18 protein-coding genes are annotated in these 23,441 nt (G+C 63.2%); 7 read left to right on the forward strand and 11 right to left on the reverse strand.

Going from position 1 to position 23,441, the window contains the following annotated elements; translation table 11 throughout:
- The first annotated feature begins 115 nt into the window (after positions 1 to 115).
- The 4 genes from AC0L3S_RS05710 (at position 116) to AC0L3S_RS05725 (ending at position 6,508) form a co-directional block, all read left to right on the forward strand.
- On the forward strand, positions 116 to 2,377 hold the full coding sequence (locus AC0L3S_RS05710) for a marine proteobacterial sortase target protein (protein ID WP_473278387.1): 2,262 nt from the start codon (positions 116 to 118) through the stop codon (positions 2,375 to 2,377).
- Between the two features lie 169 nt (positions 2,378 to 2,546).
- Positions 2,547 to 3,119, forward strand: coding sequence for a class GN sortase (locus tag AC0L3S_RS05715; protein ID WP_473278388.1), 573 nt, complete (start codon positions 2,547 to 2,549; stop codon positions 3,117 to 3,119).
- A gap of 191 nt (positions 3,120 to 3,310) precedes the next feature.
- Complete coding sequence (locus tag AC0L3S_RS05720; protein WP_473278389.1) at positions 3,311 to 5,530, forward strand: acetate--CoA ligase family protein; 2,220 nt, start codon at positions 3,311 to 3,313, stop codon at positions 5,528 to 5,530.
- 147 nt (positions 5,531 to 5,677) lie between these two features.
- Positions 5,678 to 6,508: an MlaD family protein gene (locus AC0L3S_RS05725; RefSeq protein ID WP_027565993.1), complete on the forward strand. Its 831-nt coding sequence runs from the start codon at positions 5,678 to 5,680 to the stop codon at positions 6,506 to 6,508.
- A 61-nt stretch (positions 6,509 to 6,569) separates the two neighbouring features.
- On the opposite strand, the gene AC0L3S_RS05730 is transcribed toward AC0L3S_RS05725, so the two are convergent.
- The 8 genes from AC0L3S_RS05730 to urtA all read right to left on the reverse strand — a co-directional run bounded on the left by AC0L3S_RS05730 (position 6,570) and on the right by urtA (position 14,425).
- A complete protein-coding gene (locus AC0L3S_RS05730; protein WP_473278390.1) occupies positions 6,570 to 7,610 on the reverse strand; it encodes an aliphatic amidase in 1,041 nt (346 codons plus the stop codon).
- 40 nt (positions 7,611 to 7,650) lie between these two features.
- Positions 7,651 to 8,025: an FmdB family zinc ribbon protein gene (locus AC0L3S_RS05735; RefSeq protein ID WP_473265947.1), complete on the reverse strand. Its 375-nt coding sequence runs from the start codon at positions 8,023 to 8,025 to the stop codon at positions 7,651 to 7,653.
- 91 nt (positions 8,026 to 8,116) lie between these two features.
- A complete protein-coding gene (gene fmdA, locus AC0L3S_RS05740; protein WP_473278391.1) occupies positions 8,117 to 9,346 on the reverse strand; it encodes a formamidase in 1,230 nt (409 codons plus the stop codon).
- Positions 9,347 to 9,373: 27 nt separating this feature from the next.
- Entirely contained in the window at positions 9,374 to 10,063 is a 690-nt protein-coding gene (gene urtE / locus AC0L3S_RS05745; protein WP_219679705.1) for an urea ABC transporter ATP-binding subunit UrtE, read from the reverse strand.
- Between the two features lie 11 nt (positions 10,064 to 10,074).
- Positions 10,075 to 10,830 carry an urea ABC transporter ATP-binding protein UrtD gene (gene urtD / locus AC0L3S_RS05750; protein WP_473265945.1) on the reverse strand — a complete coding sequence of 252 codons (756 nt, stop codon included), beginning with the start codon at positions 10,828 to 10,830 and terminating at the stop codon, positions 10,075 to 10,077.
- A 118-nt stretch (positions 10,831 to 10,948) separates the two neighbouring features.
- Complete coding sequence (gene urtC, locus AC0L3S_RS05755) at positions 10,949 to 12,091, reverse strand: urea ABC transporter permease subunit UrtC (protein ID WP_473265944.1); 1,143 nt, start codon at positions 12,089 to 12,091, stop codon at positions 10,949 to 10,951.
- Between the two features lie 18 nt (positions 12,092 to 12,109).
- Positions 12,110 to 13,036 carry an urea ABC transporter permease subunit UrtB gene (urtB, locus tag AC0L3S_RS05760; protein ID WP_473265943.1) on the reverse strand — a complete coding sequence of 309 codons (927 nt, stop codon included), beginning with the start codon at positions 13,034 to 13,036 and terminating at the stop codon, positions 12,110 to 12,112.
- 129 nt (positions 13,037 to 13,165) lie between these two features.
- Positions 13,166 to 14,425: an urea ABC transporter substrate-binding protein gene (urtA, locus tag AC0L3S_RS05765; RefSeq protein WP_473278392.1), complete on the reverse strand. Its 1,260-nt coding sequence runs from the start codon at positions 14,423 to 14,425 to the stop codon at positions 13,166 to 13,168.
- 166 nt (positions 14,426 to 14,591) lie between these two features.
- Here urtA and AC0L3S_RS05770 point away from each other — a divergent pair, with 166 nt between their 5' ends.
- Complete coding sequence (locus AC0L3S_RS05770) at positions 14,592 to 17,963, forward strand: hybrid sensor histidine kinase/response regulator (protein WP_473278393.1); 3,372 nt, start codon at positions 14,592 to 14,594, stop codon at positions 17,961 to 17,963.
- Positions 17,947 to 18,876 (forward strand): response regulator, encoded by a 930-nt coding sequence (locus AC0L3S_RS05775; protein WP_473278394.1) that lies wholly within the window; start codon positions 17,947 to 17,949, stop codon positions 18,874 to 18,876. The genes AC0L3S_RS05770 and AC0L3S_RS05775 overlap by 17 nt, the downstream gene beginning before the upstream one ends.
- Before the next feature lie 203 nt (positions 18,877 to 19,079).
- On the opposite strand, the gene AC0L3S_RS05780 is transcribed toward AC0L3S_RS05775, so the two are convergent.
- Positions 19,080 to 20,582: a flavin-containing monooxygenase gene (locus tag AC0L3S_RS05780; protein ID WP_473278395.1), complete on the reverse strand. Its 1,503-nt coding sequence runs from the start codon at positions 20,580 to 20,582 to the stop codon at positions 19,080 to 19,082.
- A 125-nt stretch (positions 20,583 to 20,707) separates the two neighbouring features.
- Complete coding sequence (locus AC0L3S_RS05785) at positions 20,708 to 21,466, reverse strand: S1 family peptidase (protein ID WP_473278396.1); 759 nt, start codon at positions 21,464 to 21,466, stop codon at positions 20,708 to 20,710.
- Positions 21,467 to 21,570: 104 nt separating this feature from the next.
- On the opposite strand from AC0L3S_RS05785, the gene AC0L3S_RS05790 reads away from it, so the two are divergent.
- Positions 21,571 to 22,206 (forward strand): HAD-IA family hydrolase, encoded by a 636-nt coding sequence (locus AC0L3S_RS05790; RefSeq protein ID WP_473278397.1) that lies wholly within the window; start codon positions 21,571 to 21,573, stop codon positions 22,204 to 22,206.
- 122 nt (positions 22,207 to 22,328) lie between these two features.
- Here the strand turns inward: AC0L3S_RS05790 and mtnA are convergent, their stop codons facing one another.
- Positions 22,329 to 23,438: an S-methyl-5-thioribose-1-phosphate isomerase gene (gene mtnA, locus AC0L3S_RS05795; RefSeq protein ID WP_473278398.1), complete on the reverse strand. Its 1,110-nt coding sequence runs from the start codon at positions 23,436 to 23,438 to the stop codon at positions 22,329 to 22,331.
- Positions 23,439 to 23,441: the final 3 nt, after the last annotated feature.

Here is a 23,441-nt window from a genome sequence, read left to right on the forward strand (position 1 = left end):
CGGCGGCGGGCCGCGCGGGCCGGCCGCGGCGGATCATTGCCGATCATTCTGCTCGCGAAATCGGGCTCTCCCGGCGGATGCTCAGAGCCAGCAAACATCCCCGGGAGCAGGCCAAATGGATACTTACGACACGACGGACAGCAACGAACACCCTTGGCTGGGCAGACTCATCGTGGTCGGACTGTTCCTTCTGGCGCAGGGTATCGCAGTGATGCTGGTCGCCTTCGTGGCCCTGCTGGTGAGCTTGGAGCCCGGCTGGTCGGCAACGACGGAGCAGGCCAGCCTGCTTCAGCCCGGCGACGCCAAGTCCGGCACCCTGCTTCTGAAGGAGGACGGGGCCCACACGGAAGCGATCCGCCTCGGCATCGATATCGACATCACGGTATCAGGCCCGACGCTGCGCGCCCGCGTCACCCAGATCTTCCGCAACCCGACGAAGGACTGGGTCGAGGCGACCTATGTCTATCCGCTCCCCGCCGGCGGTGCCGTCGATTCGCTGAAGATGGTGGTCGGCAACCGCGTCATCGTCGGCGACATCAAGGAGCGGCAGCAGGCGCGCGTGATCTACGAAGAGGCGCGCCGGGCCGGCCAGAAGGCCGCGCTCACCGAACAGGAGCGGCCGAACATCTTCACCAACTCGGTCGCCAACATCGGTCCCGGCGAAACCGTGCTGGTGCAGATCGAATATCAGGAGCCGGTGCATCAATCCGGTAACGAATATTCGCTGCGCCTACCGCTGGTGGTCGGGCCGCGCTACAATCCAGCGCCGATCGTCCAGAGCGTCGATTTCCGCAACGACGGCTCCGGCTGGGGTGCGACGAATTCGGACCCGGTGCCGGACCGCGACCGCATCTCGCCGCCCGTGCTGGATCCCGCCGGGAATCCGCCGGTCAATCCGACCAGCATCACGGTACGCCTGAACGCCGGCTTTGCGCTGGGCGAGGTCAAGAGCCCCCACCACAACGTCAAGGTCGAGAGCCCGGACAATACGACGCGAATCGTCACGCTTGCCGACGGTGCGGTGCCTGCCGACCGCGATTTCGAACTGACCTGGAAGCCGGCCGCCGTGAAGGCGCCGTCGGTCGGTCTATTCCGCGAGCGTGTCGGCGACGCCGATTATCTGCTCGCCTTCGTCACCCCGCCCGCCGCCGAGCAGGCGACGCAGAAGCCACGGCCGCGCGAGGTGGTATTCGTGATCGACAATTCCGGCTCGATGGGCGGCACGTCGATCGTTCAGGCCAAGGCGAGCCTCACCTACGCGCTCTCCCGTCTCCAGTCGACCGACCGTTTCAACGTCATCCGTTTCGACGACACCATGGACGTGCTGTTTCCGGCCTCAGTGGCGGCGGATGCCGAGCGTGTCGCTGAAGCAACCTCGTTCGTCAGCGCGCTGCAGGCGCGTGGCGGCACCGAGATGGTGCCCGCGATGCGGGCCGCGCTGACCGACAAGCTCGGCGACGCCGGCATGGTTCGCCAGGTCGTATTCCTGACCGATGGTGCGATCGGCAACGAGCAGCAATTGTTCGAAACGATCACGGCGATGCGGGGCCGCTCGCGCGTGTTCATGGTCGGCATCGGGTCGGCGCCCAACACCTATCTGATGACGCGCGCTGCCGAGCTCGGCCGCGGTGCTTTCACCCATATCGGCTCCGTCGAGCAGGTCGAGGAGCGCATGCGCGGCCTGTTTGCCAAGCTCGAGAACCCGGCCGTGACCGGCCTGAGCGCAAAGTTCTCCGAAGCCAAAGCCGACGTCACACCGACGATCATTCCCGACGTCTATCGCGACGAGCCGCTGGTGCTGGCGGCAAGGCTCGACACGCTCGCCGGCGCGGTCGAGATCAAGGGCCGCGTCGGCGACCGCCCATGGTCGGTGACGCTGCCGCTGCAAAATGCGGCGGAAGGCAAAGGCCTGTCGAAGCTTTGGGCCAAGCGCAAGATCGACGATGCCGAAGTAGCGCGCACCCTGCGCGAGATGACGCCCGAAGATTCCGACAGGGCAATCCTGGCACTGGCGCTCGATCATCAGATCGTCACGCGGCTCACCAGCCTCGTCGCGGTCGACAAGACACCAAGCCGTCCCGAAGGCGAGCCGCTCAAGCTCAGCGAATTGCCGATCAACCTGCCGGCCGGTTGGGATTTCGCGAAGGTCTTTGGCGAACGACAGCAGGTCCCCGCGCAGCTCCGCGAGCGTCACGCCGACGCGCGCAGCCAGCCGGCCACGAGGCGGCCGACGCCGGCGGCAACCGATACGATCCGCCTGCCCAAGACCGCGACCTCGGCCGAGTTGAAGATGACTGCAGGCGTGATCCTGATCTTGCTCGCCATGGTCCTGTTCGTGTTCAACCGGCGTCAGACCTTGCTCACTGACGCCGCTTGAGAGAGGAGCCCCCCGAACTCCTCTGTTAGCGCGCGCGGCTGCCCGTCCCACACCAACGGCCGCGCGCGCCTTTTTGTTGTCATTGCGAGCGCAGCGAAGCAATCCAGGCTGCCTCCGCGGAAAGATTCTGGATTGCTTCGCGTCGCTCGCAATGACGAGTGTGGAAACAATGCCCCGCTTCATCTCTCCCCTGGCTCTCGCCCTGATCGGCATCATCCTGTTTGGCGACGGCGCCTACATCCACGCCAAAGCGTGGCTCGCGCAGGTGCTGCTGGAGCGCGCGTTCGACCGGAGTGTTGCGACCGGCGAAGTGGTCAGGCCATGGTCCTGGGCGGATACCTGGCCGGTCGCGCGGATCGAGGTGAGGCGGATCGGCGCCAGCGCGATCGTGCTGGAAGGCGCGAGCGGCCAGGCGCTTGCTTTTGGACCCGGCCATCTCGCCCAAACGGCTGACGCGGGCGAGCGGGGTGTTGCCGTATATGCAGCGCACCGCGACACTCATTTCCGCTTCCTGCGGAATGTCGCCATTGGTGACCTGATCGATGTCACACGCAGTGACGGCAAACACTTCCGCTATCGCGCGGATTCCTCTGCTGTCGTTCGTTTTGATGCATCAGGTATCGGTCCCGCAACTCAGGACTTCGAGCTCGTGCTCGCGACCTGCTGGCCATTCGACGCCATCGCGTCCGGCCCCGAGCGCTACATCCTGCATGCCACGCTGATAGGAACTACCGGCCCATGACGGGAAGGCATTGCGCTATGCCGACTCCATTCGGCAAGAGACGATGTTCTGGCGCAAGCGCGTGTGGACCAGCGTTTGATGCGCGCTCATTCCATCACACGGCATACCCGCCCACGCGGTTGCCAGTCCGAAGAACTCGCCATAGAACAGAGTAACGCACCGCCAACAAGAACAACAGGTGAGGTCACACCATGGAAGCTCGCGTTTCTGCCGCCTCCGCTTCGTCGCGCCCATGGTCACCGCCGCCCGATGCCAGCGACATCGTCAAAGGCATCCACGCCATGCTGCATCCCCGCAACATCGTGCTGGTGGGCGCGACCGACAAGCCCGGCAACTATGCCGAGCGCATCTGGAACAATTTGGTCAAATACGGCTACGAGGGCGGGCTCTATCCGGTCAATGCCAAGCGCGACAACATCTGGGGTGTCCCCTGCTACAAGGACTTTGCAAGCCTCCCGGAGAAGCCCGACCACGTGCTGGTGCTGGTGCCGGCGCGCTTTGCCGTGCAGGTGATCCGCGATGCCGCCGCAGCCGGCGCCCGCTCGGCCACCATCGTCACCTCGGGCTTCAGCGAGTTGCAGGACGCGGAAAGCCAAAAGCTCGCCGCCGAACTGCACGCGGCCGTGCGCGAGACGGGATTGGCGGTCACCGGCCCGAACTGCCTCGGCAATTTGAGCGCGGGCGAAAAGCTCTTCACCAATATCGACGACCGTATCGTCACCATGGAACAGGGCGCGGTGGCGATTGCCGGGCAATCCGGCGCCATCGTCATGGCGATCCGCCAGGCCCTAGAAGATCGCGGCGTCGGGGTCGGCTACATGGTGACGACCGGCAACGAAGCCGGGCTCGAGACGCCGGACCTGATGCGCTATTTCGCCGAGGATCCGAGCATCAAGGTGATCGTGGTCTACCTCGAAGGCGTGCGCAACACCAAGGCATTCCGGGACGCCTGCAAGGCGGCGCGCGCCGCGAGCAAACCGGTGATCGCGCTCAAGCTCGGGTCGTCCGAAGGTGGCCGCGCGGCGGCGATGGCACACACCGGCGCGCTCGCGGGCTCGATCGAGACATTCGACGCCATTGCAACGCGCGAAGGAGTCATCAGGGTCGGCGGGCTCGACGAGCTGATCGAGACCACCGAATGCTTCGTTCATGCCGCTGTGCCCAGGGGCGACCGGCTCGCCGCAGTGACGTTATCCGGCGGCAAGCGCGGCATGCTGATCGATGCCTTCGATGCAGAAGGCCTGAATTTTGCACCACTCAGCTCGCATGTCGGCTCGGAGCTGGCAAAGATGCTCGGGCCGGGCTCGATCGTCGGCAACCCGCTCGACGCCGGCTTTGCCGCGGTGGTCGATCCCTCCGTCTACATGAAATCGATCGGGCTGATGATCGACGACCCCGATATCGACATCGTCATCATCGATGCCGAGCTGCCGAAAGCGCCGCACGAGCTGCGCGAGCGCAATCTGCGCATCGTCGACGAGATGGCGAGCCGGGCCGGCAAGCCGGTGATCTATATCAGCGCGATGTCGATCGGCTTCACCGAGTTCACCAAGACCTTGCGCAAGTCGCTGCCACATCTCGCGGTCATGCAGGGCATGGATCGCGCGGTGACCGCGATCAAGTCGCTGCTCGACTACGCCAAGCTGCGCAAGGAAGTGCCCGATATCGTCTCGAGCTCGAAGCCTGCCGCGCGTGCCGTGCTTGAGAAGGCGCTGAAATCGGCAACGGGCGCCGCGCTCGACGAGGTCGCCTCGAAGAAGCTCCTGAAGGCCTATGGCATCCCGATCTCGAAGGAGGCAATCGCACAGACGGCAGCCGAGGCCGTGAAGATCGCCAAGCAGATCGGTTTCCCGGTCGTGGCCAAAGTCGTCAGCGCCGAGATCCTGCACAAATCGGACATCGGCGGCGTGGTGCTGAATCTCAACAACCCGGCCGAGGTGAAGAAGGCGTTCGCCGACATCACCGCGCGGGTGAACAGGCTGAAGGGCAAGCCGAAGCTCGACGGCGTCCTGATCGCGCAACAGGTCAAGGCCGATCTGGAGCTCGTGGTCGGCGCCTCCCTCGATGCCGAGATGGGTCCGGTCGTGCTGTTCGGCACCGGCGGCATCGACATCGAGCTGATGAAGGACGTGGCCCTCGCCGGTGCGCCACTGGACGAGGCCGAGGCCCGGCTTCTGATCGGCCGCACCAAAGCCGGTATCAAGATGCGCGGCTATCGGGGCAAGCCGGCCTTGCACGAGGCCTCCGCGGTGAAGGCGCTGGTCGGCCTCTCCAATCTGATCGCGGATGCCGGCGACCGGATCGCCTCGATTGACGTCAATCCGTTCCTGATCAATGCCAAAACAGGCGTCGCCGTCGATGCCCTCATCGTGCTGAACAATGCCGCGGCCAAACGCGCCGCTGGGCATTGATGTCGCGTAGGGCGGATTAGCGCAGCGTAATCCGCCAAATCGGTCCATGGCCGCAGGAGGCGTTGGCGGGTTACGCTTCGCTAACCCGCCCTACGTACCATTGCAGCTCCTTCCAACTTCCCTCGTTTGGCCGTAAAATCACCCTGCATGGCACGCGCGAGCAATCTGGTGATCGGAACGGCGACGCTGGCGGTGATCGCCGTGGCGTTCGGCGGTGTGCTCGGCGTGCAGAAATGGCGCACCCTCCAGAGCCGCAGCCAGTTGCGCGTGGTATTCGAGGGCGGCTCCGCCAGCGGACTGCGCCGCGGCGGGCCGGTCAATTTCGACGGTGTCCCCGCAGGCCAGATCCTGTCGATCAAGCTGGACAATCCGCGCAAGGTCGTGGCCCTGGTGATGCTCGACAATACCGCGCCGATCCGCAAGGACACCGTCGCGGGCATCGAGTTCCAGGGTCTCACCGGCGTCGCCGCGGTCTCGCTGATCGGCGGCGCGCCCTCTGCGCCGCCAGTGCCGCTGGACTCGGACGGCGTCCCCGTGCTGACCGCCGATCTCAGCGACGCCGAATCGATCGTCGACACCCTGCATAGTGTCGACCGCACAATCGTCAGCAACGCACCGGCGATCAAGGAGGGCCTGCGCACGTTCGAGAACTACACCGCCGATCTCCGGAGCAAGGGCGGCGAAATCGATTCCGTCATGGCCAAGGTCGACAGCGCCTTCGCGGGCTTCGACAAGGCAGTCACAAAGATCGAAGGCGTCGTGCCGGGCTTCGCCGACGGCAAGGCGGATGAGCTGTTCGAAAAGATTCAGGGATTGCACGAGCTCGCCGACACCATGAGAAAGAAGTCGGCAAACTTCCTCGAGGACATCCGCCGATCGCTGCTCGACGTCAGCGAGGCCGCCAACAAGATGAGCGGGACACCCACGCCGGCCGCCGCTCCGCGACCGCCGCGCAAGCCGGCGCAGCAGAAACGGTAGACCCTCAGCACGCGTAATGCACGACGCCGGCGCAGGACCGGGTGGTCGATGCAGCCATGGCTCAGTAGTTGCTCGGCCCCGCTTCATTCGGGATGCCGTCGATCGGGCATTCGGCGGTCCCGGGCGTCGCGCGCGTCATCGCCTCGACCATGTCACGGGTGCCCTCGGGATCGGCGATCCAGTTCTTGTAGAAATCATAGGGGCAGGCCGCGACGCCGCGCGGGCTTTCGCCGGAATTGATCATGCCGGTGTAGCCGCGATGGACCAGCTTGTAGAGATGGTTCTGCGACTGGCCGTTGCGGCGCGCATCGCGGATCAGATGCTTCGACAGCTGGGCATATTGGATGCCGTAATCCTCCTCGCCGCACTCGCCGAGGGTACGGCCGTCGAAGCCGATGATCGCGGAGTGACCGAAATAGGAGTAGACGCCGTCGAAGCCGGCGGCGTTGGCGACCGCGACATAGACGTTGTTGGCCCACGCCATCGCCTTTGAAATCAGGATCTGCTGCTCCTTGGCCGGATACATGTAGCCCTGGCAGCGTACAATCAATTCGGCGCCCTTCATGGCGCAGTCGCGCCAGATCTCCGGGAAGTTGCCGTCGTCGCAGATGATCAGGCTGACCTTCATCCCCTTCGGGCCGTCGGAGACATAGGTGCAATTGCCGGGATACCAGCCCTCGATCGGCACCCACGGCATGATCTTGCGGTACTTCTGCACGATCTCACCCTTGTCGTTCATCAGGATCAGGGTGTTGTAGGGCGCCTTGTGCGGATGCTCCTCGTGGCGTTCGCCCGTGAGCGAGAACACGCCCCACACCTTGGCCTTGCGGCAAGCCTCCGCAAAAATCGCGGTCTCTTCACCGGGGACCGCGCAAGCGGTCTCATACATCTCCTTGGAATCGTACATGATGCCCTGGGTGGAGTATTCCGGGAAAATCACCAGATCCATGCCGGGAAGACCGGTCTTCATGCCCACCACCATGCCGGCGATCTTGCGGGCGTTGTCGAGCACCTCCGTCTTGGTGTGCAGGCGCGGCATCTTGTAGTTGACCACCGCGACGCCGACGGTGTCGTTGCTGCTGGAGATGTCACCGTGAAGCATTTGAATTGCTCCTCTACCCTGTTTGAGATTGCCGCCTGAATCAGTGACTGATCATCCAGGGCCGCGCAGTCGGAAAACCCTTCGCGCCGCTCCTGGTCTTGGTCACCAGCCGCGCAGGTTTCTTCTTGTCCGACGCGTTCTTCGATGAATTCTTGCCCGTGGAGCAGCAGCCGCAGCCGGGACCATGGGAGGCCTTGTACTGCGCGACTGTCTGCGGCGCGTGCGCGCTGCGCTCATTGACAGCGTAAGCTTTGCGCGTCTCCGACGGCATGCAGAAGAAATTCGGAGCGGTCAGAATGACGCGCGGCGCCATGATTTCACATTGCGGGCAGACCTGCGGATCGTCGCATTCGGCCATCGGGCGCATATCCTTGAACGGACCGCAATCGTCACAGAGATATTCATAGACCGGCATCGCATCATCCCTACGCTGTTGTCTGTGAGAGAACTGCCGCGGCGGATGCGGGGGCGGCAGATACGCCGTCCCGCATCCCGTCGCGCAGGGATTATTTGTCGGGTGAGATCGGCATCTGGATATCGCCCTTGATGTGCTTGATAGGTCCTGCCGAGGACGGCATCACGTCGAAGTCGAAGATCTCCGTCGGCAGCCATAGCGTGGCACAGGCATTGGGCACGTCGACCACGCCGGAGATGTGGCCCTGAACCGGTGCCGTGCCGAGGATCGAATAGGCCTGGGCACCGGAGTAGCCGAACTTCTTCAGATATTCGATCGCATTCAGGCACGCCTGACGGTAGGCAATGGTGACGTCGAGATAGTGCTGCTTGCCGGCCTCGTCGACCGAAATGCCCTCGAAGATCAGATAGTCCTTGTAATTCGGCGTGATCGGCGACGGCTTGAAGATCGGATTCTTGACGCCGTACTTCGCCATGCCGTCCTTGATCACCTCGACCTTCAGATGTAGCCAGCCGGCCATCTCGATCGCGCCGCAGAAGGTGATCTCGCCGTCGCCCTGGCTGAAGTGCAGATCGCCCATCGAGAGACCGGCACCCGGCACATAGACGGGGAAGTAGATCTTTGAGCCGCGCGAGAGATCCTTGATGTCGCAATTGCCGCCGTGCTCGCGCGGCGGCACGGTGCGCGCGCCTTCCGCGCCGATCTTGTCCTTGACCTCGCCCTTGGCGCGGCCGCCATGGGCGGTCGGCGCGAACGGCGGATTGGCAAGGCCGGGCACCCGGGTCGGATTGGTCGCGATCAGCTCGGCCTCGCGCTTGTTCCAGGTGTCCAGCATCTTCGGATCGGGCAGACAGCCGATCAGGCCGGGATGGATCAGGCCGGCGAAGTTGACGCCCGGAATATGCCGCGACGAGGTGTAGAGGCCCTTGATGTCCCAGATCGACTTCTGCGCCAGCGGGAAATGATCGGTGAGGAAACCGCCGCCGTTCTGCTTGGAGAAGAAGCCGTTGAAGCCCCACATGCTCTCCTTCATCGGACCGACGTCGAGCAGGTCGACGACGAGGAGGTCGCCGGGCTCGGTGCCCTTGACGCCGATCGGGCCGGAGAGGAAGTGCACGATCGACAGATCGATGTCGCGCACGTCGTCGGCGGAATCGTTGTTCTTGATGAAGCCGCCGGTCCAGTCATAGGTCTCGATGATGAAATCGTCGCCGGGATTGACCCAGGCTACGATCGGAATGTCGGGGTGCCAGCGGTTATGCACCATGTCGTTTTCATAGGCCGACTTGGTAAGATCGACCTTGATCAGTGTCTCTGGCATCGAGAGGCTCCCCTTTTACACGGTTGGTTAGACGGACAGATATTTCGAGACCTGTGCGGCATCGACGGCGTCGCGCGGATCGTCGCGGACGATCTCGCCGTTCTCGATCACCAGCACGCGGTCGGCGATATCGAGCGCGAAGCTCAGGACCTGCTCGGACACGACGATCGAAAGCCCCTTCTCGTCGCGGATGCGCTTGAGCGTGCGCGCCATCTCCTTGATGATCGACGGCTGGATACCTTCGGTCGGCTCGTCCAGCAGCAGAACTTTTGGCTTGGTCGCCAGCGCGCGAGCGATCGCGAGTTGCTGCTGCTGGCCGCCGGAGAGATTGCCGCCACGGCGGTCCTTCATCTCCAGCAGCACCGGAAACAGTTCGTAGATGTCGCCGGGCACCTCGGTTCCGCCGGAGACCACGAGGCCGGTCTCGATGTTCTCCTTCACCGTCATGGTGGAGAAGATCATGCGGCCCTGCGGCACATAGGCGAGGCCCTTGGCCACGCGCGCGTAGCTCGGCAAGGCACCGAGCTCGGCGCCGTCCATGGTCACCGAGCCGCTTTTCGTAGGCAAAATGCCCATCAGCGACTTCATCAGCGTGGTCTTGCCCATGCCGTTGCGGCCCATGATCGCCACGATCTCGTTGGGCGCGACCTTGACGTTGAGCCCGTGCAGCACCTCGCTCTGGCCGTAGGCGACGTGAAGATCAGAAATTGCCAGCATCGTCGCGCTCCTTAGTGACCCAGATAGACTTCGACGACCTTGGGATCGTTCTTCACCTTCTCCATGGTCCCTTCCGAGAGGATCTGGCCCTGGTGAAGCACGGTGACCTTGTGCGCGATGTCCTCGACAAACTTCATGTCGTGCTCGATGACGAGCACCGAGCGGTTCTTGATGATGCGGTTGAGAAGCTCGGCGGTCTTGGCGCGCTCGGACACGCTCATGCCGGCGACGGGCTCGTCCAGCATCAGCAGATCCGGGTCCTGGATCAGCAGCATGCCGATCTCGAGCCATTGCTTCTGGCCATGGCTGAGCAGATCGGCATTCACGTTCAGCCGGTCCTTCAGGAAGATCATTTCGGCGACTTCATGCACGCGGTCGCGCACGGCGGCATCGCGGGTGAAGGTCAGCGCCCCGAACACCGAGCGTCCGCGCGGGTAGGAAATCTCCAGATTCTCGAACACCGTGAGATCGTCATAGATCGACGGGTTCTGGAACTTGCGGCCTACCCCGGTCTTGACGATCTCGTTCTCTCGCATCCGCGTCAGCTCCTTGCCGCGGAACTGGATCGAACCGGAGGTCGCTTTGGTCTTGCCGCAGATCAGGTCGAGCACGGTGGTCTTGCCGGCGCCGTTCGGACCGATGATGACGCGGATCTCGTTCTCGTCGACATAGAAGGAGAGATCGTTGACCGCCTTGAACCCGTCGAACGACACGGTCAGCGCTTCGACGGCGAGCAGGAATTCCTTGGGCTGATGACCGATGAGCATGATCTATCTCCTCACTGTCAGCGTGGCATCGGCATCGTGATGACCGACGAGCATGATCTATTTCCTCACTGCCAGTATGGCATCGGCATCGTGATGACCGACGAGCATGACGATCCCCTCACTCCGCCGGGGCGCCGTCGGCGACCGAGCTGTCGGTCCAGCCTTCGGGCTTCGGTTTGCGCGACGAGATCAAGCTGTCGATGCGCGGTTGCACATAATCGCCCCAGATCCCGGCAAGGCCGTTCGGAAACGCCAGCACCACGGCGATGAACAGCCCACCCAGTCCGAACAGCCACAATTCAGGAAAGGTTTCCGACAGGCTGGTCTTGGCGAAGTTGACCAGCAGCGTGCCGTAGACTGCGCCTAGGATCGACAACCGGCCGCCGACCGCCGTGTAGATCACCATTTCGATCGACGGCACGATGCCGACGAAGGACGGCGACATGAAGCCAACATTGAGCGCGAACATGGCGCCGCCGATGGCGGCGAACACTGCGGCGACGCAGAAGGCGAAGATCTTGAAGTTGGCGACGCTGTAGCCGGAGAAGCGGACGCGGTCCTCCTTCTCCCGCATCGCGACCAGGATGCGCCCGAGCTTGGAGTGCCGGACGAACTGCGCGATCATGATGCAGACCAACAGGCATCCGACCTCGAAGAAATACAGCACGATTTTGGCGTGGTCGGGCCGGATGTCCCATCCTTTCAGCGTGCGCAGATCGGTCATGCCGTTGATGCCGCCGGTGTAGCCCTGCTGGCCCACGATCAGGATGGTCAGGATGGCCGCGACCGCCTGGGTGATGATGGCAAAGTAGGTGCCACCGACGCGGCGCTTGAACATCGCAGTGCCGATGATGAGAGCAAAGATGCCGGGCACCAGAATGATGGCGGCGATCGTGAAGGTCAGGCTGCCAAAAGGCTTCCAGAACAGCGGCAGCGCGGTGATTTGATTCCAGTCCATGAAATCGGGAATGCCTGGGGTCGACTGGATCTTGGTGTTCGCCACGCTCGACGCCTCGAGCTTCAGGAACATGGCCATGCAGTAGCCGCCGAGCCCGAAGAACACGCCCTGGCCAAGGCTGAGAATGCCGCCATAGCCCCAGCAGACCACCAGCCCCAACGCAACGAAGGCATAAGTCAGGTATTTTGCGACCAGGTTGAGCCTGAAGACATCGAGCGTGAGGGGCAGCACCACCACCAGGAAGACCGCGAGCACCAGAATTCCGATGAGCTCCGATCGATTGAAAAAGCGATTGTCGGTCATTGCATCAGCCCCAGTTTCTCACTTGCGGACCTTGAGGGCGAACAGCCCTTGCGGCCTCAGCATCAGGATTCCGACAACGGCAAGCAGCGTCAGCACCTTGGCCATCGAGCCCGACATGAAGAACTCGAGGGTGGATTGGGTCTGCGAAATCGAGAAGGCCGATGCGATGGTGCCGAGCAGGCTCGCCGCGCCGCCGAACACGACCACCAGGAACGTATCGACGATGTAGAGCTGTCCGGAGGTCGGCCCGGTCGAGCCGATCATCGTGAAGGCGCTCCCGGCGACACCGGCAATGCCGCAGCCGAGACCGAAAGTGTAGCGATCCACCTTTTCGGTGTTGATGCCGACGGCACCGGCCATGATGCGGTTCTGCACGACGGCGCGCACCTGCCGACCCCAGCGCGATTTGTACATCACGTAGGCGACACCGACGGTGATCAGGACAGTGAGGCACATCACGAAGACGCCGTTGATGGGCACTTCGATGCTGTCGGTCACGTGGAGCGAGCCAAGCATCCATTGCGGTAGCTCGACGCCGACCTCGCGCGCGCCGAACACGGAGCGATAGGCCTGCTGCAGCATCAGGCTGAGGCCCCAGGTCGCAAGCAGAGTGTCGAGCGGACGCTTGTAGAGATGCCGTATCAGCACCCATTCCACCAGCATCCCCAGCGCACCGGAGGCGACAAAGGCCAGGACCATCGCGAGGAAAAAGTAGCCGCTGAACAGGCTCGGCAAATAGGATTGGAAGAAATTCGAAGTCATCCAGGTGACGTAGGCCCCGAGGATCATGAACTCGCCATGGGCCATGTTGATGACGCCCATCTGGCCGAAGATGATCGCGAGACCCAGCGCCATCAGCACGTAGACGGAGAACAGGATCAGTCCTGCAAAGCCCTGCATGACGAAGATGGAGCCAAGGTCACCAAGCGAGTAGTCGCCGAACATCGATGTCCTCCGTCGGGAAGGGGTCCCGCGTCGCGAGCAGGTTCGCGACGCGGGGTCTTGGGCGTGGATTTGCGGTCCACGCCAGGGAGAGGTTTTGCCTGAGAGGGAAACGGCGGCGAACGCCGTGACTTACTGGTAGCCCTTGGGGAACGGATCCGGCTCGACCAGGTCGGCGGTCTCGTAGATCAGTTCGAACTGGCCATCGAGCTTGGCGCGTCCCACCCGGGTCTTCGACCAGAGGTGATGATTTTCGTGGATGCGCACATAGCCTTCCGGAGCGCCCTTGAACTCGATGCCCGGCGACGCCGCCGCGATCTTGTCGATGTCGAAGGAGCCCGCCTTCTCCACCGTCAACTTCCACAACCACGGGCCGAGATAGGCAGCCTGGGTGACGTCTCCGATCACGGTCTTCTCGCCCCACATCTTCTTGAACGCCGGGACGAAAGACTTGTTGTTCGGATTGTCGAGCGACTGGAAGTACTTCATGCAGGCATAGGCGCCCGCGATGTTCTCGCCGCCGATGCCGTCGATTTCGTCTTCGGTGACCGAGATCGTCAGCAGCGCCTGCTTGGAGAGGTCGATGCCGGCCGCCTTGAGCTGCTTGTAGAACGCGACGTTCGAGCCGCCGACGACGTCGGTGAAGATCACGTCGGGCTTGGTCAGCTTGATCTTGTTGATGACCGAGTTGAACTGGGTATTGCCGAGCGGATAATACTCTTCGCCGACGACCTTGCCCTTCAGCACGTTCTCGACGTGCTTGCGCGCGATCTTGTTCGAGGTGCGCGGCCAGATGTAGTCGGAGCCGATGAAGAAGAACGACTTCGCGCCTTTCTCCTTGGCGATCCAGTTCAGGCCGGCGAGGATCTGCTGAGTGGCCTCCTGGCCGGTGTAGATCACGTTCTTGGACTGCTCGAGACCTTCGTAGAAGGTCGGGTAGTAGAGCATGCCGTTGTACTGCTCCATGACGGGCAGCACGGCCTTGCGGGACGCGGAGGTCCAGCAGCCCATGATCGCCGCGACCTTGTCGTTGACCAGCAATTTCTTGGCCTTTTCGGCAAAGGTCGGCCAGTCGCTGGCGCCGTCCTCCTGGATGAACTTGATCTTGCGCCCGAGCACGCCGCCCATGGCGTTGATCTGCTCGATGGCGAGCTTTTCGGCTTCGATCGAGCCGGTTTCGGAGATCGCCATGGTGCCGGTCGCCGAATGCAGGATGCCGACCGTCACCTCCGTGTCGGTGACCGCGAGGCCCGTGGTATTGACCGCCGAGGTCGCCGGCGCCTGCGCAAAAGATGCTCGCGGCAGCATGGCGATGGCCGGCACGGCCGCCATTCCCATCAATAATTTACGCCGGAGCGGCGATAACAGGCCCTTGTTCGCTTCGTCTGACATGAGCACCCCACTGTTGTTCGAGGACACGCGATTGGTGCCGTGAGGATGGCTCGAATTTGTGCACTGCAAGCATACGCAAGATCGCGTATACTGCACCGCAAAATGACGACGTAGGCTTTTGGTACAGGTTTTGCGAGGGATCCGGGAGTTCGGGAGTGGGGGTTAAGTGGCAGGGCGGCAGCGGATAGATCGCGTCAGGCGCCAGTACAATCAATGGGTCGCCAACCAGACGCTGGAAGACTACGCGCTGCGCTTCACCGCCAAGAGCGCGCGCCGGTGGTCCGCCGCCCGCGTCGCCAACACTGCACTGGGCGCCATCTCCTTTCTTGCGCTGGAGGCGATCGGCGGCACCATCACCCTGAACTACGGCGTGACCAACGCCACCGCCGCGATCCTCGTCGTCTCCACCATCATCTTCTGCTGCGGCGTTCCGATTGCCTATTATGCCGCCAAATGCGGCATCGACATTGACCTGCTCACCCGCGGCGCCGGGTTCGGCTATATCGGCTCGACCGTCACCTCGCTGATCTACGCCTCTTTCACCTTCATTTTCTTCGCCATCGAGGCGGTGATCCTGGCGACGGCGCTCGAGATGTGCTTCGGCATTCCGCGCCCGATCGGCTATCTCATCAGCGCGGTTGCGATCATCCCGCTTGTCACCTACGGCATCACGCTGATCAGCCGCTTCCAGCTCTGGACGCAGCCGATCTGGATCATTCTGCACATCCTGCCCTTCGCCGCGATCGCCTGGGCCAACCCTTATTCGTTCACGGAGTGGCGGAAATTCGCCGGCGAGCACGGCGACCCCAGCGGACATTTCGATCTGCTGCTGTTCGGTGTCGCATCCTCCGTGGTGTTTTCGCTGGTGGCCCAGATCGGCGAGCAGGTCGACTTCCTCAGGTTCCTGCCGCGCGACCGCCGCACCTCGCGAACGTCGTGGTGGGCCGCCCTGCTGATCGCGGGCCCCGGCTGGATCATCTTCGGCGCGCTGAAACTGCTGCTGGGCTCGTTTCTCGCCTTCTTCGCGCTGAGCCACGGTCTCTCCAGCGAGCTGGCGGCCGAGCCGGCGCACATGTATCTCGAAGCGTTTCGCTACGTGCTGTCGCAGCCGGACATGGCCTTGGCACTCACCGGCGCGTTTGTGATCCTGTCGCAGCTCAAGATCAACGTCACCAACGCCTATGCAGGCTCGATCGCCTGGTCGAACTTCTTCTCGCGTCTGACGCATAGCCATCCCGGCCGGGTCGTCTGGCTGGTGTTCAACGTGATGGTGGCGCTGCTGCTGATGGAAATCGGCGTCTACAAGGCGCTAGAGCAGACGCTCGCGCTCTACTCCAACGTCGCGATCGCCTGGGTCGGCGCGCTGGTGGCCGATCTCGTGGTCAACAAGCCGCTCGGCCTGCGCCCACCGCAGATGGAGTTCAAGCGCGCCCATCTCTACGACATCAACCCGGTCGGCGTCGGCGCGATGACGATCGCGACCATCGTCTCGATCGCGGCCTTCTACGGCTTGTTCGGATCGACCATGAAAGCGCTCGCGGCCTTTGTCGCGCTGACGGTCGCCTTCGTCACCGCGCCCGTCATCGCATGGCTCACCGACGGAAAATACTACATCGCGCGCAAGCCGAAGAGGAGCTGGGCCAATATCGAATCGATCCAGTGCTGCATCTGCGAGCACCATTTCGAGCCGGAGGACATGACCTCCTGTCCAGCCTATGCCGGCCCGATCTGCTCGCTATGCTGCTCGCTCGATGCGCGCTGCCATGATTTGTGCAAACCGCATGCGCGGGCGCAGGTGCAGTTCGCCGACGCGCTCGCCAGGATCTTACCGCAGCCGATCTACCAGCGGATCAACTCGCAGTTCGGCCACTACATCGGTGTGTTCGTGATCTCCGCGGGCCTCGTCGCGCTGGTGCTGGGGCTGATCTACCTCCAGACCTCCGTCAGCGTGCCCGGCGAGAACATGCTCGTCTCCAACGTGCTCTGGAAGGTGTTCTTCTCGCTCAGCATCATCATCGGCGTGGTGGCCTGGCTGTTCGTGCTGGCGCAGCAGAGCCGACGGGCCGCCGAGGCCGAGACCCGGCGCCAGACCACGCTGCTGATCCAGGAGATCGATGCACACAAGCGCACCGACGCAGAGCTCCAGCGCGCCAAGGAAATCGCCGAATCCGCCAACCTCGCCAAGAGCCGCTACGTGGTGGGCCTGAGCCACGAACTGCGCTCGCCGCTGAATGCGATCAGCGGCTATGCCCAACTCCTGGAGCAAGATACGACGCTTAACACAAAGCCGCGCGACCAGGTCCGCGTCGTCCGCCGCAGCGCTGATCACCTCTCCGGCCTGATCGACGGCATTCTGGACATCTCCAAGATCGAGGCGGGGCGGCTGTACCTGTCACGCGACGAAGTGCGCTTGAGCGAATTCCTCGACCAGCTCGTCGGCATGTTCCGCCTTCAGGCCGCTGCCAAGAGCATCGACTTCGTGTTCAGGCGGCCGGCGCATTTGCCGGTCGTGGTCTATGCCGACGAGAAGCGGCTGCGCCAGGTGCTGATCAATCTGCTGTCCAACGCAATCAAGTTCACCCAGGCCGGCAGTGTGCAGTTCGTGGTGCACTATCGCAGCCCGGTCGCGGAGTTCGAGGTGATCGACACCGGCCCCGGTATCCAGGGCGATGATCTCGAACGCATCTTCGCACCGTTCGAACGCGGCGCGCTCGGTGTCTCGCAGCCGCAGACCGGCACCGGGCTGGGCCTGACCATCAGCCGGCTGCTCGCCGGCGTCATGGGCGGCGACATCAAGGTCTTGAGCACGGTCGGCAGCGGCAGCACGTTCAAGGTCAAGATGCTGCTCTCGGAAGTCACCAATCCGCAGCGCATTGCGCCGGTGGAGGCCCCGATCTCCGGCTATCACGGCGCGCGCAAGACCATCCTCATCACCGACGACGATCCCGTGCATCGCGACCTCCTGCGCGAGGTGTTGACACCACTCGGCTTCATCCTGCTCAGCGCGCCCGACGGACCTGGTTGCCTGGCGCTGGCCCAGCACTGCCGGCCCGATCTGTTCCTGCTCGACATTTCCATGCCGGGCATGGATGGCTGGACGGTCGCGGAGACGCTCCGCGCCAACGGCCACCATCAGGCGCGGATCCTGATGGTGTCGGCCAGCGCGCTCGAGGCCCACGGCACACCGCTGGCGCAGCCCTTCCACGACGGCTATCTGATGAAGCCGATCGACATTCCCAGGCTTTTGGAAAGCATCCGCCAGCTTCTCAAGATCGAATGGCAATACGGCTCGGAGGAGATCGCGGTGCCGCTGTGGCGGCCGGAGAGCGGCTCGCGACCGCCGGTACAACACGTCGAGGCACTGATCGGGCTCGGTCAGATCGGCTACGTCAAGGCTATCCAGTTGAAGCTGGACGAGATTGGCAGCGAGCACCCTGAACATGCCGACTTCGTCGCGGAAATGCGGTCGCTGGTCGACCGCTTCGATCTCGACCAGTACATGGCCACATTGAAGACGTTGCATGCGTATGAGCACTGAGTCGAAAAAGCGCGACGTCGCGCTCGTTGTCGACGACTCCCCGGAGACGCTGCGGCTGCTCACCGACGCGCTCGACAGCGCAGGGATGACGGTGATGGTGGCGCTCGACGGCGCGGCCGCGATGCGCATCGTCGACCAGATCACGCCCGACATCGTGCTGCTCGACGCAGTGATGCCGGGCATGGACGGGTTCGAGACCTGCCGCCGCCTCAAGCGTGATGCGGGCCTTGCCAATGTCCCGGTGATCTTCATGACGGGGCTCGCCGAGACCGAGCACATCGTGCGCGGGCTAGAGGCCGGCGGCGTCGACTACGTGACCAAGCCGATCGTGATCGAGGAGATGCTGGCGCGCATCCGCGTTCATCTCGGCAATGCGCGGCTGACGCAAAGCGCACGCGCCGCGCTCGACGTCTCCGGCCGATTCCTGTTCGCGGTCAACCGCCAGGGCAAATTGTTGTGGGCGACCCCGCAGGCGCAGAAGCTGCTGGCGGACCACCACGGCGCGCAGGCCGACGACGACTTCGTCCTGCCGGTACCATTGCTGCAATGGCTTGAGCAGGCCAAGGGCAAGGGCAGCTCGAAATCTCAGGCGGCTTCCCTGCCCGACAATCCTCAGCTCCGCCTGTACTACATGGGCGAGACCGCGCCGAACGAGTTCCTGCTGCGGCTCTCCCGGGAGTCCGGCACCGCGCCGCCACCCGAATTCACCAGCGAGCTCGGCCTCACCACCCGCGAAGGCGAGGTGCTGGCCTGGCTCAGCAAGGGCAAGACCAACCGCGATATCGCGCAGATTCTGGGCTTGAGCCCGCGCACGGTCGACAAGCATCTCGAGCAGATCTACGCCAAGCTCGGGGTCGAGAACCGGACCGCGGCGGCGGCGATTGCAACGAATGCGACGAGAAGGAATTCGTAGTCTTGCTGCGGGTGAGTTGAGACCTGCCCACCCCAATAACCAGTGTCGTCCCGGCGCAGGCCGGGACCCATAGCCACAAGACATAGTTTGGCGATGACTCGTTATCGTGGGACTACTACCAACCGCAGTCGACAGATCACGCGGTATGGGTCCCGGCCTTCGCCGGGACGACATTGCAATGCGTGGTTAGCGCCTACCCCACCTCACCCATACACAAACTCCCCGCCATCCAGATCGGTCTTCGGGATCTCGTCCTTTTCGGTCCAGTAATCCTGGCTGTGCTGCCATTCCGGTTTGTCGCCGCGCTTGGGCAGCAGGTCCATGTTGCGCATCATGTAGCCGGGGTTGAAGTTTTCCGGATCGATCCAGGGCAGGATCGGCATGTTGTGGTCTTCGGCACGCAACTTGACCTCGACCTTCTTCTTGCCTTTGGTTTTCATGTGACCGAGCAGGCGGCAGACGAAGTCGGCGACGAGGTCGACGCGCAGCGTCCAGCTGGCGCGGAAATAGCCGAACACCCAGACCATGTTCGGCACGCCCGTGAACATCATGCCGCGATAGGTGACGGTGTCGCCGAAGGCGAGCGGCTTGCCGTCGACCTCGAAGGCGATGTCGCCGAGCGCCGCGAGATTGAAGCCGGTTGCGGTGACGATGATGTCAGCTTCCAGCAGCTTGCCGGATTTGAGCTGGATGCCGTTCTCGACGAAACATTCGATCTCGTCGGTGACGACAGACGCCTTGCCGCTGGCGATGCCCTTGAACAGATCGGCATCGGGCACGAAGGCGATGCGCTGCCGCCAGGGCCGGTAGCTCGGTGTGAAATGTGTGTCGACATCGTACTCCGGACCGAGCACGGCGCTGATCTGCCCGATCAGCTCTTGCTTCACCTGCTCGGGTTTTGACAAGCAAAGTTTGGTGAACGCGTCCTGCTCGAACAGGATCTTGCGGCGGACGATCTCGTGGATCCAGGCCTCGTCGACCTGAAGCCTGCGCAGCTCCTCTGCGATCTCGATGGCGTTGCGCCCCAAACGGAAATAGGTCGGCGACCGCTGCAGCATCGTGACATGCGCGCATTTGTCGGCAATGTTCGGCACCAGCGTCGCCGCCGTCGCGCCGGAGCCGATCACGACGACCTTCTTGTTCGCGAGGTCGATATCATCGGGCCAGGTCTGCGGATGAACGATGCGGCCCTTGAAGCGATCCGTGCCCTTCCATTCCGGCGTATAGCCTTCCGAATGGCGGTAATAGCCCTGGCACATCCAGAGGAAGTTCGCCGTGAAAGTTTTTGGCTCGCCGGTGTCGGTCGTCACCGCCTCGATGGTCCAGAGGTTCTGCTCGCTCGACCAGCTCGCCGAATTGATCTTGTGCTTGTAGCGGATATGCCGCGCGAGATCGTTTTCGTCGATCACCTCGTTCATGTAGGCGAGGATTTCCTCGGCGGTCGCGATCGGCGGACCGACCCAGGGCTTGAAGCTATACCCGAAGGTGTGGAGATCGCTGTCCGAACGAATTCCGGGATAGCGATGCGTGGTCCATGTGCCGCCGAACGTCGCCTGCGTTTCCAGGATGACGAAGCTCGCATCCGGAAGCTGCCTGGTCATGTGATAGGCGCTACCGATGCCCGAGATCCCGGCGCCGACGATCAGCACGTCGAAATGTTCAGAAGCCTGTTTGGCCGTGGCGTGACTGCGAACAGCGACATTCATTGTTGCTTCTATGCCTTGCTTGTTTTTGTGGCCGCCCTTGATCGGGCGGCGCGTTTCCTCCGTGATGGACGTGGTCGCCCATCGCGCTTCCGCTTCAAGATGACATAGATCAGGTCGCGGTCAAATCACAGCGCCGCACCCCAGCTCCGCGCGGTCTGCAAGATCCAGTCGCGATAGAGCGTGAGCGGCGTGACCCCTGTCAGCCCGCCGCAGCCGGCGGCTCCGTTCGGCCCCGTGGACCAGCTGATCACGCCGACGAGCACGGCTCCGGTCGGCTTGTCCTCGAACACGGGCCCGCCGGAATCGCCGGTGCAGGCGCCAATTCCGTCGCGAACACCGTTGGTTACGGGGTCGACCAGCCTGATCTGGAGCGTGCCGGGCTGACCCGTCGCGACGAGACCGGCAACACGCGTCGCGCCGCCACTCTTGCCGTCGCCACGCACGGTGACGCCGATACCGGCGATGACGAAGCGGCTGCCGACCTGAATCGGAATATTCGGCGTACCGACCGGCACCGTCGATTTTCCCTTGAGTGGAATTTCCAGTTGCAGCAGCGCCAAGTCGGCGGTAGCGCGATGCGCCTGCATTGCCTGCATGTTGAAACTCGGATGGATCGCGACGGTGCGGACATTCAGCAGTTGCGGCTGCCCGTCGATGCCGCGATCGACGATCTTGTAGTCCGCGCCGGGCTGCACGCAGTGGGCAACGGTGAGCACCAGCTTCGGCGCAACCAGGGTGCCGGTACAGAAATTGCCGCGCGAGCCGACGATCGTGACGACGGCGCGCGCGACACCATCGGCCTGCGGCGTGCCGCCGCCAACGATGGCATAAGCGGGCGTGGCCAGCAGCAGCGCGGCTGTAATGATGGTTGCAAGCTTTTTCATGGGAACACGCTTCGGCATCGGTGACGCGGTGGGATGGCTTCGGACTGGCCCTTGCCGATAGCGCATGCTAGCGCTCTTGGAAAGGAATTGACGAGGGCGGGATCTTGACGATCGAAGCTGTGATCTTTGATTTTGGCGGCGTGCTGACGAGTTCGCCATTCGAGGCGTTCACGCGGTTCGAGACGGAGCGTGGCCTGCCCCTCGATATCATCCGGCGCACCAATGCCGCCAATCATCTGGAAAATGCCTGGGCCAAGTTCGAACGCGCCGAGGTCGATATCGACACGTTCGATCATTTGTTCGCGACGGAGTCGCTGGCGCTCGGCGCGGAGGTGCGCGGCCGCGACGTGCTACCGCTGCTTCAGGGCGATCTGCGCCCCGAGATGGTCGAAGCGCTGAAGCGCATCAAGGCGCAATTCAAGACCGGCTGCATTACCAACAATCTGCCGGCCAATGCGATCGGCAGCATGACCGGGCGCTCACTCTATGTCGCCGAGGTGATGGTGCTGTTCGACCATGTGATCGAGTCCGCCAAGATCGGCCTGCGCAAGCCCGACCCGCGCATCTATCAGCTGATGGTCGAGACTCTGAGGGTTGATCCGAAGAATTGCGTCTATCTCGACGATCTCGGCGTCAATCTGAAGCCGGCACGCGAGATGGGCATGACGACGATCAAGGTGACCAGCGGCGCTCAGGCGATTGCCGAGCTCGAGGCAGCAACGGGATTGAAGCTGAGCTAGAGCGCCATTCTCCGTCATTGCGAGCGCAGCGAGGCAATCCAGACCGCTTCCGCGGTGGGATTTCTGGATTGCTTCACTGCACTCGCAATGACAGCGTGGAAAAATCGCGCCTGGCGAACTGACTATTCCGCAGCGGCGGCAATACGCTCGGGAAACGCAGCCGCCAGCGACGCGCGGTCGGCTTTCAATACGCCGCGCTCGGTGATAAGGCCGGTGACGAGCCGCGCCGGGGTCACGTCGAACGCATAATTCGCGACCGGCGAGCCCTCTGGCACGATGCGCACCGTCTCAAGCCTTCCGTCTGCGGTGCGGCCGGTCATGTCGGTGACTTCCGTACCGCTGCGCTGCTCGATCGGGATGTCGCGGATGCCGTCGTCGACGGCGAAATCGATCGTCGGTGACGGCAGCGCGACATAGAACGGCACGTTATTGTCGTGCGCGGCGAGCGCCTTCAAATATGTGCCGATCTTGTTGCAGACGTCGCCATTGGCGGCAACGCGATCGGTGCCGACGATGGCGAGATCGACCATGCCGTGCTGCATCAGATGCCCGCCGGTATTGTCGGGAATCACCGTATGCGCCACGCCGTGATGGCCGAGTTCCCAAGCCGTGAGCGAGGCGCCTTGGTTGCGCGGTCGCGTCTCGTCGACCCAGACATGGATCTTGATGCCGCGCTCATGCGCCAGATAGATCGGCGCCGTCGCCGTGCCCCAATCGACGGTCGCAAGCCAGCCGGCATTGCAATGGGTCAGCACATTCACCGTCTCGCCTGGCTTCTTCTTTGCGACGATCGCCTCGATGAGTTTCAGGCCATTTCCGGCGATGCCGCGGTTGATCTCGACGTCCTGCTCGACGATCTCGTCGGCGCGCGCATAGGCAGCTTCCGCGCGCTCCAGCGGATCGATCGGCGCGAGGCTCGCGCGCATCTCGTCCAGGGCCCATTTCAGATTGATCGCCGTTGGCCGCGCCACCACGAGCGTGTCGTAGGCGCGCTTCAGGCCCTCGTCGGAAGCGTCCTCGCGCATTGCGAGTGCCATGCCGTAAGCCGCGGTCGCGCCGATCAGCGGCGCACCGCGCACCAGCATGTCGCGGATGGCGAGGGCCGCGTCCTCGCATGAGGTCAGCTTCGCAACGATGAATTCGTGCGGCAGCCGGCGCTGGTCGATCGCGCCGACCGACCAGCCATCGCGCTCACGCCAGATGCTGCGGAAATGCTTGCCGTCGACCTTCATGGC

The sequence above is a fragment of the Bradyrhizobium sp. Ken01 genome, from assembly GCF_055807355.1.